Origin of the sequence: Streptomyces sp. NPDC058758, assembly GCF_042746075.1 — a bacterium.
Classification (GTDB): Bacteria; Actinomycetota; Actinomycetes; order Streptomycetales; family Streptomycetaceae; genus Streptomyces.
This window is the reverse complement of the sequence record NZ_JBHYPS010000015.1, coordinates 44,333-57,297: the sequence shown is the minus strand read 5'-3', so window position 1 is coordinate 57,297 and position 12,965 is coordinate 44,333. Positions and strand designations below refer to the sequence as shown.

Below are 12,965 nucleotides of genomic sequence, written 5' to 3'. Positions count from 1 at the left end.
GGAGGGCATGGACATCAACCTCTCCCAGACCTTCATCACCGTCGACGACCACGACAAGGCGCTCGGCTTCTACCGCGACGCGCTGGGCCTGGAGGTCCGCAAGGACGTGGGCTACCAGGGCATGCGCTGGGTGACCGTGGGGTCGCCCGCGCAGCCGGACGTGTCGGTCGTCCTCGAGTCGCCGCTCGCCGACCCGGCCGCCTCCGAGGACGACCGCCGGGCGGTCGCGGACCTCATGCGCAAGGGCCTGCTGCGCGCGGCGATCTTCGGCACGGACGACTGCGACGCGGCCTTCGAGCGGATCACCGCGGCGGGCGCCGACGTCCTCCGGGAGCCGGTGGACCAGCCGTACGGCGTCCGCGAGTGCGCCTTCCTCGACCCGGCGGGCAACCAGATCGTCCTCCAGCAGCCCCTGTCCTGACCGGCGACCGCCACGGGCGGACGTCCGCCACGGACCGGCGTCGTCCGCCACGGACCGGCGTCGTCCGCCACGGACCGGCAGCCCCCACGGTCCGGCGACCGCCCCAGGACGGAGACCCCCGCGGTCCGGCGACCGGCCCTCCGCCGGCCACCCGCCCGCACCGGGCCGTCGCCGGGCCGGCACCCTCCGCGGGTCATCCTGTTCTCGATAATCCGCGACGGATCGACCCTCGCTATCCTGGCGGCATGACCGCCATGACGCCCCGCCGCAGCGAGCCCGACCTCTCCTACCTCCTCGACCACACGAGCCACGTCCTGCGCACCCGCATGGCGGCGGAGCTGGCGGAGATCGGGCTCACCGCCCGGATGCACTGCGTCCTCGTCCACGCCCTGGAGGAGGAGCGGACCCAGGCGCAGCTGGCCGAGATCGGGGACATGGACAAGACGACGATGGTCGTCACCGTGGACGCCCTGGAGAAGGCCGGGCTCGCCGAGCGGCGGCCGTCGAGCACGGACCGGCGGGCCCGGATCATCGCGGTCACCGAGGCGGGCGCGCGGGTCGCCGCGGAGAGCCGGCGGATCGTGGACGGCGTCCACGCGGGCGCCCTCGGCTCGCTCCCCGAGGAGGAGCGGGAGGTACTGGTCCGCGCGCTCGGCCGGCTGGCCGAGGACCACCTGAAGACGCCCGCCGAGGGTCCGGCGACCGCCCGCCGGGCCCGCCAGAAGAACTGACGGGGCCACTGGCCCACACCCGCACCCGTACCCGCACGCGCCCCCGCTCCTCCCCCACACCCGGCCACCCCCTCCCCACCCATTAAGGTCCGTAAAAAATAGTCTGCAACAAAACCTTCTGCTAACGTCTCTCCTGTCGCCTCCACGGACAGGAGAGGTCCCCATGCGTGCCCACCCCCGCTCCCTCGCGCTCGCCGTGCTCGCCAGCGCCATGCTCATGACCGTCCTCGACGGCAGCATCGTCACCGTCGCCATGCCCGCGATCCAGGCTGACCTCGGCTTCACCCCCGCCGGGCTGAGCTGGGTCGTCAACGCCTACCTGATCGCCTTCGGCTCGCTCCTGCTGCTCGCCGGCCGGCTCGGCGACCTGATCGGGCGCAAGCGGATGTTCCTCGCCGGAACCGGCGTCTTCACCGCCGCCTCCGCACTGGCCGCCGTCGCGACCTCCCCCGCCGTCCTGATCGCCGCCCGCTTCCTCCAGGGCGCCGGCAGCGCGATGTCCTCCGCCGTCAGCCTCGGCATCCTCGTCACGCTCTTCACCGAACCGCGCGAACGCGCCCGCGCCATCGCCGTGTTCAGCTTCACCGGCGCCGCCGGCGCCTCCGTCGGCCAGGTCCTCGGCGGGCTCCTCACCGACGCCCTCTCCTGGCACTGGATCTTCTTCGTCAACCTGCCCGTCGGGGCCGCCGCGATCGCCCTCGCCGCCCGCGTCCTGCCCGCCGACCGGGGCCTCGGCCTGCGCGCCGGGGCCGACGCGCTCGGCGCGCTGCTGGTCACCGCGGGCCTGATGACCGGCATCTACGCGGTCGTGCGGATCGAGGAGTACGGCGCCGGCTCCGCCCACACCCTCGGCCTCGGCGCCCTCGCCGTCGCCCTGCTGGCCGGCTTCCTGGTCCGCCAGCGCCGGGCCGCGACGCCCCTCATGCCGCTGCGGATCCTCCGCAACCGCTCGGTCGCCGGCGCCAACCTGGTCCAGCTCCTCATGGTCGCCGCCCTGTTCTCGTTCCAGGTCCTGGTCGCCCTCTACCTCCAGAAGGTCCAGGGGTACGGCGCCACCGCGACCGGCCTCGCCATGCTGCCCGCCGCCCTCGTCATCGGCGCCGTCTCGCTCGGGGTCTCGGCCCGCCTCGTCACCCGCTTCGGCGAGCGCGCGGTGCTGCTCACCGGCATCACGCTGCTGGTCGGCGTGCTGGGCCTGCTGACCCGGCTGCCCGTGCACGTCTCGTACGCCACCGACCTGCTCCCGGTGATGCTGCTCGCCGCCGGTTTCGGCCTGGCGCTGCCGGCCCTCACCTCGCTCGGCATGTCGGGGGCCGACGGGGCCGACGCGGGCCTGGCCTCCGGGCTCTTCAACACCACGCAGCAGATCGGCATGGCGCTCGGCGTGGCCGTCCTGACCACCCTGGCCGCCGCCCGCACCGAGGCGCTCGGCGCGGCGGGCGCGGGCGCGGCCGAGGCCCTGACCGGGGGCTACCGCCTCGCCTTCGCCGTCGGCACGGGGCTGCTGCTCGCCGCCCTCGCGGTCGCGGCGACCGTGCTCCGCGCGAAGGCCCCGGCCCGGCCGGGGGCCGCGAAGTCCGGGGTGGCGGCGGCCGCCTGACGCGGGCTCAGGACGCGCGGCCCTCCACGAGGGCCGCGACGCCGTCCAGGATCCGGGCCAGGCCGAAGCGGAACTCCTCGCCGGGGTCGTCGGCCCGGTCCATGACCCCGGACTCGATCACCCGCGCCACCTGCGGGTACACGCCGGGATCGACCAGCCGCCGCAGGGTGGCGCTGTACCGGCGCATGGCCTCCTCGGGGGCGTCCCCGCCGGCCGCCATCGCCTCCCCCAGCTCGACGGCCATCAGGGCGTCGTTCTTCACGAAGCCGCCCACCAGCATGGCCACCCCCAGCTTCGCCCCCTCGTCGAGGCCGGTGCCGCTCAGGGCCACCAGCGCCCGCTCCCACCAGGCCACCGAGTTCGGCGTGGCGGGCGGGCCGGAGACGGGGATCCGCAGCAGCCACAGGTGGCGCAGGTAGACCTCCCGCAGGTCCCAGGCCCAGCGCTCCAGCCCCTCGCGCCAGCCGGCCCCGGGGTCGGACGGCTCGGGCGGCGCGCCGGTCGCGACCTCCTGCATGAGCACGTACAGCTCGTTCTTGGCGGAGACGTACCGGTAGAGGGACATCGTCGAGACGCCCAGCTCCTTGGCGACCCGCCCCATCGAGACGGCGGCGAGCCCCTCCGCCGAGGCGAGGTCCACCGCCGCGGCGACGATCCGGTCCAGGCTCAGGCCGGGCTTCGGCCCCTTGGTGGGGCGCTCGCGCAGCCCCCAGGCGGCCTCGATGGAGGCCGGCAGAAACGTGCCGCCCCCGTCCGGGGACGCCTTTCCGTCCTTCTCGCCCGCCATGCGCGTCGCCTCCTGAGCTCGCTCGCTTGACGCCCATCCTAGTAATGCGTAACCCTTACACAGTAACGCGTATGGCATACGCAGTACCAGCCGAGCGCAGCAGAAGGGGACACCCATGCCTCCCGCCATCGAGACCGCCGGACTCACCAAGGCCTACGGCTCCGTCCGCGTCCTCGACGCCCTCGACCTCCGCGTCGAGGCCGGCACCGTCTTCGCCCTCCTCGGGCCCAACGGCGCCGGCAAGACCACCACCGTCCGCGTCCTCACCACCCTCACCGCCCCCGACGCCGGCCGGGCCCGCGTGGCCGGCCACGACGTCGTCACCGAGCGGCGCGCGGTCCGCCGCGCGATCAGCCTCACCGGCCAGTACGCGGCCGTCGACGAGACCCTGACCGGCGCCGAGAACCTCCGCCTCGCCGCCCGCCTCTCCGGCCTCTCCCGCGCGGCCGCCGCCCGCCGCGCCGACGAGCTCCTCGAACGCTTCCGGCTCGCCGACGCCCGCGACCGGCAGGCCAGGACGTACTCCGGAGGCATGCGCCGCCGCCTCGACCTCGCCGCCGGCCTCGTCCGCGACCCCGGCACCACCCGGGTCGTCTTCCTCGACGAACCCACCACCGGCCTCGACCCGCGCAGCCGGCAGGAACTCTGGGACGTCGTCCGCGAACTGCCCGGCCACGGCACCACCGTCTTCCTCACCACCCAGTACCTGGAGGAGGCCGACCGGCTCGCCCACCGCATCGCCGTCCTCGGCGGCGGCCGCACCCTCGCCGAAGGCAGCCCCGAGGAACTGAAGAACCGTTACGCGGGCCACCGCCTCGACCTCGTCGCCCGCGACCGGGACGCCTACCTGCGCCTCACCCCGCACGCCACCGCCCACACCCCCGAGACCCTCACCCTCGGCGTCCCCACCGACGGCACCGCCGCCCACGTCCGCGCCCTGCTCGACACGCTCGACCCGCACCGCACCGACATCGAGCGCTTCACCCTGCACGGCGCGACCCTCGACGACGTCTTCCTCCACCTGACCGGCGCCCCGAAGGAGCCGAGCCATGTCTGACGCGACCGCCCGCCCCCTCGCCGCCGCCACCGCCCTCGCCGGCCGCGGCGTCCTCCTCGGCCGGCGCAACCCCGACGCCGTCGTCAGCGCGCTGGTGATGCCCGTGATGCTGATGCTGGTCTTCGTCTACTTCTTCGGCGGTGCCATCGACACCGGCGACACCCGCTACGTCACCTACGTCGTCCCCGGCGTCATCGTCCTGTGCGCCGGCTTCGGCGCCGCCGGCACCGCCGTCTCCGTCAGCGAGGACATGCGCGGCGGCACCGTCGACCGGCTCCGCACCCTCGACGTCGGCGCCGTCCCCTTCCTCACCGGACACGTCGTCGCCACCGTCGCCCGCAATCTGCTGGCCACCACGCTGGTCTTCGGCGTCGCCTTCCTCATCGGCTTCCGGCCCGGCGCCACCCCGGCCGGCTGGCTCGCCGCGACCGGCCTGCTGCTCGCCTACATCACGGCCGTCTCCTGGCTCTCCGCGGCGGCCGGACTCGTCGCCCGCACCCCCGAGGCGGCCAACACCGTCACCTTCCTCATGATGTTCCTGCCCTACCCGAGCAGCGCCTTCGTGCCCATCGACACCATGCCCGGCTGGCTGCACGGCTTCGCCGAGAACCAGCCCGTCACCCCGCTCATCGAGTCCATCCGCGGCCTGCTCCTCGACCAGCCCGTCGGCTCCGCCCCCTGGACCGCGCTCGCCTGGTGCGGCGGCCTGCTGGCCCTGGCCGTCGCCGTCTCCGGCGCGCTCTTCCGCCTGCGCACCCGCTGACGGACCGCGAGCACGCCGGAAAGGGCCGGGCCGGGAGCGGATCGGGAACGCACCGGAAGCGGACCGGAAGCGGATCAGAAGATGTCCGGCGAGAACGGCCGCAGCGGGGTGCGGAAGAGGAGATCGGCCCGGGCCGCCGCGCCCGGCACCGCCTCCTCGATCCGGCCCAGCATGGCCAGCCGCACCGCCGACTCGTCCCCGAGGACCAGCCGCGACAGTTCGGCCACGTCGAGGACGAGGTCCGGGGAGGCCGTCGTCGGGGCGCACTCCGCGCCCTTCGGGGAGGCGTCCAGCCGGTAGCGTCCGCCCGCGAGGCCGTCCCCGTCCCGCACGTCGAGGACCAGCCCGTCCTCCACCGGATACGTCCGCTCCTCCAGCACCCTCACCACGTCGAGGACCCGCAGCCACAGCATGTCCGTGTGGCTCACCGTCCGCGCCGCGCGCGGGTCCGGCAGCAGCAGCGGCAGCGGACCGTCCGGCGGCCGGTGCCCGCTGCGGACGGCCGTCACCCAGTCGACCGAGCAGACGAACCGCCACAGGGCGTGCTCGGCGGCCGGCGTCACCGCCATCAGGTCCGCCACGGTCAGCGTGTTCTCCGGCTGCTTCCCGTCGCTCCACCGGTCGTCGCAGCGGTACGCCACGTACCCCTCGGCCTCGCCCGAGGCCGAGCGGTAGACCGCGTAGTACGGCTCCGTCCACGGCTCCAGCCGGTGCCCGAGTCCCGTGCCCACGTCCCAGGCGCGCGGCGACCGGTCGGTCACGCCCGCCCGCAGGCCGGCGAAGCGCCGGTGCAGCCCGGGCCCGATCAGGCGGATCTCCGCCGCGTCGGTGAGGTCGATCCGGCCGCCGTCCTCCGGCCCGCCGCCCCGGCGCGGATCGAGACCGGCCCGGCGCAGGTCCACGCTCCACTCGGTGGTCCAGCTCGCCGGCCCGAAGCCGAACCGGCCGTAGATCGGGTACTCGGCGGCGATCAGGGTCGCGACCGCGTCACCCCGCTCCCTGGCGGCGGCCAGGTCCCTCGCCATCAGCCGGCTCAGCAGCCCGCGCCGCCTGTGCGTCGGCGCGACCGTCACCTGCGTGACCGCGTCCGCGACGAGGGAGCCGCCGCCGACGGTGCTCAGCTCCTGCCGGAAGGAACGGAAGGTGGCGACCACCCGGCCGCCCTCCACGGCGCCGAGCGTCCGGTCGAGGTCGACGTGCGCCAGCCGGTCGGCCACCAGCGCGTCGGAAACCACGGGCTCGTTCAGGAACCCGGTGCGCAACGCCCTCAGCCAGTCGGGGAACTCGGACTCGGTCACCGCACGCAGTTCGACAGACATCCCCCGACCCTACGCACGCCCCGCGGCCCCGCCACCGAATTTTTTTCCGCCGCTCCCGGCCGGTCAGGCCAGCAGGTCGTCGACCTGGGCCTCGCCCTCGCGGTAGCGGCGGGCGATCTCCGCCCCGCAGTCGTCGGCCGTGCGCTGGAGGGACTGACGGCGCTGCGAGACCTGCTGCTCGTAGCCCGCGAGCCGCCCCATCGCGGTGTGCAGCTCCTCGTCGGTGCGGGCCGTCAGGTCCGACAGCTCGACCTCCGACAGCATCTCGGCCGCGAGCCTCCGGTACTCCTCCCCGCGCGGCGTGGAGAGCGTCACGTGCCGGGCCGAGGTCCGGTGCCGCGAGGGCACGTCCGCCAGGATCTCGGAGAGCCGGTCGAGCACCGGCGCCTCCGGGTCGGTCCGCCGGGCCAGCTCGGCCCGCAGGATGTCGATCCGGCCCTGGAGCATCCGCCGCACGTAGCTGAGATCGGCCTCGTCGCTCTGCGCGTCCCGGCGCAGCGCCCGCAGCTCGGCGAGGCGCAGCCCGCTCAGCTCGCGCCCGGGGCGGCCGGACGGCGCCGGCTCGGCCGTCCGCTGCACGGGCGGCCGCGCGACCGGCCCGCCGGGCACCGCGCCGGCGGAGCGGATCAGCGGTACGGGGCCGGACGGCGTCGGCCCGGTGCTGGATGCACTCATGAGAATCGTCCCCTCGACCGGTGCGGAGCCGCACCGCCTCCTGGCATGGTGCCACTCCCGCACGCGCGCGTGCAGGCGCTCTGCACCCGTTCGGCCCCCAGAAATCCCCGATCGGTAGGTTGGGACCCATGCGAGCTGTGGTGCAGAGGGTGGACGGCGCGAAGGTCGTCGTCGCAGGGGAGACGGTCGGCGAGATCACCGGCGAGGGACTGTGCGTCCTGGTGGGCGTCACCCACGACGACACCCCGGAGAAGGCGGCCCAATTGGCCAGAAAGCTCTGGTCCGTCCGGGTACTGGAGGAGGAACGCTCCTGCTCCGACGTGAACGCCCCGCTCCTGGTCATCTCCCAGTTCACGCTGTACGGCGACGCCCGCAAGGGCCGCCGCCCCACCTGGAACGCCGCCGCCCCCGGCCCCGTCGCCGAACCCCTCGTCGACGAGGTCGTCGCGCAGCTGCGGAAGCTCGGCGCCCACGTGGAGACGGGCCGCTTCGGGGCCGACATGCGCGTCAGCCTCACGAACCACGGCCCGTTCACGGTCATCGTCGACGTCTGACGACCCACGGCCACCGGCCACCGGCCACCGGCCACCGGCTAAGGCTCGACGACGGTCTCCTGCGCGGCGGCCGTCGTCCCCGCCACCAGCGGCGCGTCCACCGGCACGTTCCGCTTCACCAGGGCCAGGGCGATCGGCCCCAGCTCGTGGTGGCGGACCGCCGTGGTCACGAAACCGAGCCGGCGCCCGTCCGGCCCGTCCGCGGCCAGCCGCAGCGGCGTGCCGTGCGCGGGCAGCGTGACCTCGCTGCCGTCCAGGTGCAGGAAGACCAGCCGGCGCGGCGGCTTGCCCAGGTTCTGCACCCGCGCGACCGTCTCCTGCCCCCGGTAGCAGCCCTTCTGGAGGTGCACGGCGGTGCCGATCAGCCCGACCTCGTGCGGAATCGTCCGGTGGTCGGTCTCGAAGCCGAGCCGCGGCCGGTGCCCCTCCACCCGCAGCGCCTCGTACGCGAGGACGCCGGCGGCCGGCCCGTGCGCGGCGGCGAAGGACTCCAGCCCCTCGCGCGGCAGGAACAGGTCGCGTCCGTACGCCGTCTCCCGTACGACGACGCCCTCGGGCGTCTCCGCGGTCGACCCGGCCGGCAGGTGCACGACGGCGAACTCGTCCGTCCGGTCGGCGACCTCGACCCGGTAGAAGAACTTCATCGACTCCAGGTAGGCGACCAGCGCGTCCCGCGTACCCGGCTCGACGTGCGCCCAGACCGTCTCGCCGTCGTCGACGAGGGAGAGCGCGTGCTCGATGTGACCGTTCGCGGAGAGGATCAGCGCCTCGGTGGCCCGGCCGGCCGGCAGGTCGCTGACGTGCTGGGTGAGCAGCAGGTGCAGCCAGCTCAGCCGGTCGTCACCGGTGACGGTGACGACCCCCCGGTGCGAGAGGTCGACGAAACCGGTGCCGTCGGCGAGGGCGCGCTGCTCACGGAACAGGTCGCCGTAGTGGGCGGCGACGCCTTCGTCAGGGCCTTCGGCCGCGACGGCGCCGGGCAGGGACAGCAAAGGGCTCTTCATGGGAAAAGCCTACGACTCCGCGGCCGCCGCCCTGCGGGAGCAGTCGGCGCACCGGCCGAAGATCGCGAAGTGCTTCATGTCCGTGTCGAACCCGAAGGTCTCGCGCAGCTTCCCGGTGAACTCCGCGGCCACCTCCACGTCCGCCTCGATGACCTCCGAGCAGTCCCGGCACACCAGGTGCAGGTGGTGGTGCCGGTCGGCCAGGTGGTACGTCGGCGCCCCGTGCCCCAGGTGCGCGTGACTGACGAGCCCGAGCTCCTCCAGGAGCTCCAGGGTCCGGTACACGGTGGAGATGTTCACCCCGGAGGCGGTCTTCCGCACCTCGACGAGGATGTCGTCCGGCGTGGCGTGCTCCAGCACGTCCACCGCCTCCAGGACAAGCTGGCGCTGCGGCGTCAGCCGGTAACCGCGCTGCCGCAGGTCGCTCTTCCAGTCGGTGCTCACCACGCCCCCAGTGTAGGAGGGCGCGGCGCGACACCGGAGGTCCTACTTGAAGAAGGCGATGCCGTCGTCCGGCATGTCCGGGAGGTTGCGCGCCATCTCGGCGACCTCCTCGGGGGTGACGACCTTCTTCAGGTGCGCCGACATGTAGGGGCGGAGCGGGACCTCGGGGGTCGCCTTCTCGCCGACCCACATGAGGTCGCTCTTCACGTAGCCGTAGAGCCGCTTGCCGCCGCTGTACGGGCCGGAGGCCGCGGTGCGGGCCACGGCGTCGGTCGCCAGGTCGATCTGCGGCTTCTGGTCGGCGAGCTCGCCGTACCAGACCTCCACGACGCCGTCGTCACGGACCATGACGACCTCGACCTTGCGGTCCCCGTCGATCCGCCAGAAGCCGCTCTCGCTCTCCAGCGGGCGGACCTTGTTCCCCTCGTTGTCGAGGACCCAGGAGTGCGAGTGGTACTCCAGGAAGTCCCGGCCGTCGTGGCTGAAGGTCACGGACTGACCGAAGTTGCACTTCTCGGCGCCGGGGAAGTCGGACACGCCGGCGCCCTCCCAGGTCCCCAGCAGGAACGCGAGCGGGACGAGGGCCGGATTGAGGTCGGACGGAATCTGGATCATGAGCGACTCGGGCGATCTGTGAAGGGGACCGGTGAAGGAATCGGTGAGGAGGGGGACCGGAGGGTCAGCGCTGGCCCTGGTACAGCTTCTTCACGGTCAGACCGGCGAAGGCGAGCACGCCGACGGCGACCAGGACCAGCAGAGTCTCGAAGAAAACGATCACGGGGTGCTCCTCGGCTGAGGGTGAAGGCGGAACGGGCCGGACCCCAGCTTAGTGGGCGGGGGCCCGGCCCACTCGGTGAGGTGGGTCTCCCCGGTGATCAGGCACCGGGGCGGACGCGGCCGTCAGCCCAGCAGCTGGGCCTGGAGCGCGACGGTCTGCTGGAAGGGCACGGTCAGCGTGCCGCCCTCCCGCGTCTGGGTGACCACCCCGAGGGTGTCGCCGGCCTGGATGAGGGACCACCGGGTGTGCCGCGGGCCGGACGGCTCCGCCTCCTTGTAGGAGTAGACGGAGAGGTACGGCACGTCGACGTCCTGGGTGGTGCCCGCGTCGGCCTCCTGCGCCTCGACGCCGGCGGGCAGCCACTCGTCCCTGACGAGCCGGCGCGCCGTCTCGTCCTTGAAGTCCTCCGCGAAGGCCACCGACGAGAACCGCAGCAGGTGGATCCTGGTGGCGGTGCCGTCCGGCGTGGTCCAGCCGCGCGCGGCGACGTGCCGGAGCGCCGAGTCGGCCAGGTACGCCTTCACCTCGCCCCGGCCCTCCTCGGCCAGCTCCGCCAGGTAGGAGTCGACCCCCGCCCAGCCGCCCTTCAGCTTCGGGTCGACGGTCGCCCCGGCCGGCGCGGGAAGCAGCAGCTTCCGCAGGTCGGCGTGGTGGATCTCGGCCTCGTTGCCGTCGGTGAACGGCCGCTGGACGCCTTCGGGCAGCGCCGGGAGCCCGAGCTCCGGGTACTCCCAGCGCCCGTCGGACTCGGTCGCGAGCCCCGGCACGTCGGTGCGCTCCGCGGCGGTGATCCCCATGGCCGCCCCGGCGCCGACCCCACCGCAGACGAGCACGGCGGCGGTCCACCGGAGGACGCCCCACAGCACCCGCCGGGACTTCTTGGGCACGGCGGCGGCGACGGCATCGGGACCGGCACCGGTACCGACGGCATCGGTACCGGCGGCGTCGGGGGCCTCGGGGGCGGGGGCGTCGACGGGGACGGAGGGGGCGTCCACGTCCACGGGACCGGCCTGCGCGGGAACCGGGGCCCGAGCCGGACTCCCGTCGTCCCCGGCCGGCGGCTCGCTCACGGCCACGGCCTCGGTCTGGACCTGCTCGGTCATACGTACTCCCCCGGGGATGCGATGTGGTCGAGCTGCCGCGTCATCAGCTTCGCCACGCGCGCCTTGTCGAACGGCTTGGCGCCCGACGCCATCATGGTGACGAGGACCTCGGAGTCGTACGCGAGGCAGACCATCCGGTCCAGTTCCTCGGCCCGCTGCTTCTTGTCGAGCGACGTGTCCTCGGGCGTCATGTGGCAGACGGCGTTCTTGTGGCCCTGGACCTTGGGCCCCTTCGGGAACTCCAGGAACTCCAGGATGTCCTTGCGGATCCGGTAGCTGTTCCGGACCTGCTTCTTGTCCTTCATGCTCGTGATCGTGAACGAGACCTCCAGGCTGTTGTCCGGGTCGGCGAAGGAGCGGACCCCGACGCCCTGGAGCCCGAGCTTGTCGATCTCCTTCTCGAAGGTGCGGCGCTTCTTCCCGGAGAGCCCCGCGCCCGCCTGCTTCATCAGCGCCGTGGCCTCGGCGGCGCCGAGCTCCCCGTCGTTCCCGTACAGCTCCTGGTCGGGGCCGAACTCGTAGCCCTCCGGCAGCGGCAGCAGCAGCCGGCCCAGCGGCGTCGCGGTCCTGCCGCGCGCCAGACCGGCGGCCGGGTCGCGGTCCTGTGCGGTCTTCTCCGTCGGACCCCAGACCCGGGTGGGCGCGGTGCGGTCGGCGGAGCCGGCGGTCAGGACGGTGTACGTGACGCCGCCGCCGATCAGTCCGAGGACGAGCACGGAGGGCAGCACCACCCGCAGCAGCACCCGCCCGGGGCCCCTCTTCTTCCCGGCCGGTTCCACCGGGGTGGGCCCCGCGGTCGGCTCCGTGGTCGGCTCCGCCGCTTCGGTCACGTCGTTCCGGTCCTCACTCACAGGCGCCCCAGCTGTCGCTCGGCCAGCGAACGGATGTCCTTCTCGGAGATCTTCTTCGTGTCGAAGACGAAGATCTCGACCGCGATGTCGCCCCGGTGGAAGTAGGCCCGGGCCTGGTAGGAGTCCAGGTACCCGGCCTTCCGCTCCACGGGGAAGACGTAGTAGCGGCCGTTGGTGGAGCCCTCGAGTTCCACGCCGTCGTTGCGGGCGTAGTCCTCCTCGGGCATGTAGTCCTGCTGGTCCAGGGTGTGGTCCCGCGCGCCGAGTTCGCTGCCCGCGCGGTACTGCACCAGCCGGACCTCGGTCCGGCGGTGCTCGCCCGACGCCCAGGAGGTCGCGGCGATCCGCCGGAGGCCGATCTCCAGCTGGTAGCCGAGGGCGCGGCCGGGGTGGTCGAAGTCCGAGGCGTACGCGGCCGCCGACATCCAGCCGTCGACGTGGTCGGCGTACCGGTCCTCCTTCGCACCGGCGGGCTTCGGCACCAGCAGCTTCCGCAGGTCGCCCTGGGCCTTGGCCTGGCGGTCCTCGGAGGCCGGCAGCCGCGTGGTCCCCTGCCCCTTCGGCAGCGGCTCCGCCGGGTAGGCGAGCCCCGGCTGGTTCAGCGGCGGGAGCGGCGTCGGCTCCCGCTCGGCCTGGATGCCGTAGCCGACGGCGGTGCCGCCGACGAGGCCGATGACGGCGGCGACGGCGATCAGCCCGGCCGTACGCGCCAGCCTGCGCCCGCGCCCCGGAACCGACCGTGCGGGCGGCTCCGGACCGGGATCCGGCGCGGGCGCCGGGGTGTTCTGAGCGGTTTCCACCGCTTCCGAGGCTTCCAAGACAGTCCCCCCACGAGACTAGAAGGACGGATTCCGCGATCCGCGTATCCACCTGACCCG

Annotated in this window: 15 protein-coding genes; 6 read left to right on the top strand and 9 right to left on the bottom strand. The window is 73.8% G+C overall.

The window, feature by feature from the left end:
* Positions 1-7 precede the first annotated feature (7 nt).
* The 3 genes from ACFW6A_RS19725 to ACFW6A_RS19715 all read left to right on the top strand — a co-directional run bounded on the left by ACFW6A_RS19725 (position 8) and on the right by ACFW6A_RS19715 (position 2,752).
* Positions 8-421: a VOC family protein gene (locus ACFW6A_RS19725; protein ID WP_351844114.1), complete on the top strand. Its 414-nt coding sequence runs from the start codon at positions 8-10 to the stop codon at positions 419-421.
* Between the two features lie 245 nt (positions 422-666).
* Positions 667-1,152 carry a MarR family winged helix-turn-helix transcriptional regulator gene (locus tag ACFW6A_RS19720; RefSeq protein WP_351844116.1) on the top strand — a complete coding sequence of 162 codons (486 nt, stop codon included), beginning with the start codon at positions 667-669 and terminating at the stop codon, positions 1,150-1,152.
* Between the two features lie 163 nt (positions 1,153-1,315).
* Entirely contained in the window at positions 1,316-2,752 is a 1,437-nt protein-coding gene (locus ACFW6A_RS19715; RefSeq protein WP_386641651.1) for an MFS transporter, read from the top strand.
* A 7-nt stretch (positions 2,753-2,759) separates the two neighbouring features.
* Here ACFW6A_RS19715 and ACFW6A_RS19710 read toward each other — a convergent pair whose 3' ends face one another.
* Complete coding sequence (locus ACFW6A_RS19710) at positions 2,760-3,539, bottom strand: TetR/AcrR family transcriptional regulator (RefSeq protein WP_351844120.1); 780 nt, start codon at positions 3,537-3,539, stop codon at positions 2,760-2,762.
* 115 nt (positions 3,540-3,654) lie between these two features.
* Between ACFW6A_RS19710 and ACFW6A_RS19705 the strand changes: the two genes are divergently transcribed.
* Together ACFW6A_RS19705 and ACFW6A_RS19700 are read left to right on the top strand one after the other, a co-directional pair.
* Positions 3,655-4,596 carry an ATP-binding cassette domain-containing protein gene (locus tag ACFW6A_RS19705; RefSeq protein WP_351844122.1) on the top strand — a complete coding sequence of 314 codons (942 nt, stop codon included), beginning with the start codon at positions 3,655-3,657 and terminating at the stop codon, positions 4,594-4,596.
* Complete coding sequence (locus ACFW6A_RS19700) at positions 4,589-5,359, top strand: ABC transporter permease (RefSeq protein WP_351844124.1); 771 nt, start codon at positions 4,589-4,591, stop codon at positions 5,357-5,359. The genes ACFW6A_RS19705 and ACFW6A_RS19700 overlap by 8 nt, the downstream gene beginning before the upstream one ends.
* Positions 5,360-5,433: 74 nt before the next feature.
* Here ACFW6A_RS19700 and ACFW6A_RS19695 read toward each other — a convergent pair whose 3' ends face one another.
* On the bottom strand, positions 5,434-6,678 hold the full coding sequence (locus ACFW6A_RS19695; protein ID WP_351844126.1) for a GNAT family N-acetyltransferase: 1,245 nt from the start codon (positions 6,676-6,678) through the stop codon (positions 5,434-5,436).
* A 63-nt stretch (positions 6,679-6,741) separates the two neighbouring features.
* Positions 6,742-7,353: an ABC transporter substrate-binding protein gene (locus tag ACFW6A_RS19690; RefSeq protein WP_351844128.1), complete on the bottom strand. Its 612-nt coding sequence runs from the start codon at positions 7,351-7,353 to the stop codon at positions 6,742-6,744.
* Positions 7,354-7,481: 128 nt separating this feature from the next.
* Here ACFW6A_RS19690 and dtd point away from each other — a divergent pair, with 128 nt between their 5' ends.
* Positions 7,482-7,907, top strand: coding sequence for a D-aminoacyl-tRNA deacylase (gene dtd / locus ACFW6A_RS19685; protein ID WP_386477656.1), 426 nt, complete (start codon positions 7,482-7,484; stop codon positions 7,905-7,907).
* A gap of 38 nt (positions 7,908-7,945) precedes the next feature.
* Here the strand turns inward: dtd and ACFW6A_RS19680 are convergent, their stop codons facing one another.
* The 6 genes from ACFW6A_RS19680 to ACFW6A_RS19655 form a co-directional block, all read right to left on the bottom strand.
* The gene (locus tag ACFW6A_RS19680) at positions 7,946-8,911 is read right to left on the bottom strand and encodes a folate-binding protein (protein WP_351844132.1); all 966 of its coding nucleotides are present in this window, start codon (positions 8,909-8,911) and stop codon (positions 7,946-7,948) included.
* 9 nt (positions 8,912-8,920) lie between these two features.
* Positions 8,921-9,358 (bottom strand): Fur family transcriptional regulator, encoded by a 438-nt coding sequence (locus ACFW6A_RS19675; protein WP_386641645.1) that lies wholly within the window; start codon positions 9,356-9,358, stop codon positions 8,921-8,923.
* A 39-nt stretch (positions 9,359-9,397) separates the two neighbouring features.
* Positions 9,398-9,970, bottom strand: a complete 573-nt coding sequence (locus ACFW6A_RS19670; protein ID WP_351844136.1) for an FABP family protein — start codon at positions 9,968-9,970, stop codon at positions 9,398-9,400.
* 285 nt (positions 9,971-10,255) lie between these two features.
* Positions 10,256-11,236, bottom strand: coding sequence for a hypothetical protein (locus tag ACFW6A_RS19665; RefSeq protein ID WP_386641642.1), 981 nt, complete (start codon positions 11,234-11,236; stop codon positions 10,256-10,258).
* Positions 11,233-12,066: a hypothetical protein gene (locus tag ACFW6A_RS19660; RefSeq protein ID WP_386641639.1), complete on the bottom strand. Its 834-nt coding sequence runs from the start codon at positions 12,064-12,066 to the stop codon at positions 11,233-11,235. Before ACFW6A_RS19660 ends, ACFW6A_RS19665 begins: the two co-directional genes overlap by 4 nt.
* Positions 12,067-12,083: 17 nt before the next feature.
* On the bottom strand, positions 12,084-12,887 hold the full coding sequence (locus ACFW6A_RS19655; protein ID WP_351844142.1) for a hypothetical protein: 804 nt from the start codon (positions 12,885-12,887) through the stop codon (positions 12,084-12,086).
* Positions 12,888-12,965: the final 78 nt, after the last annotated feature.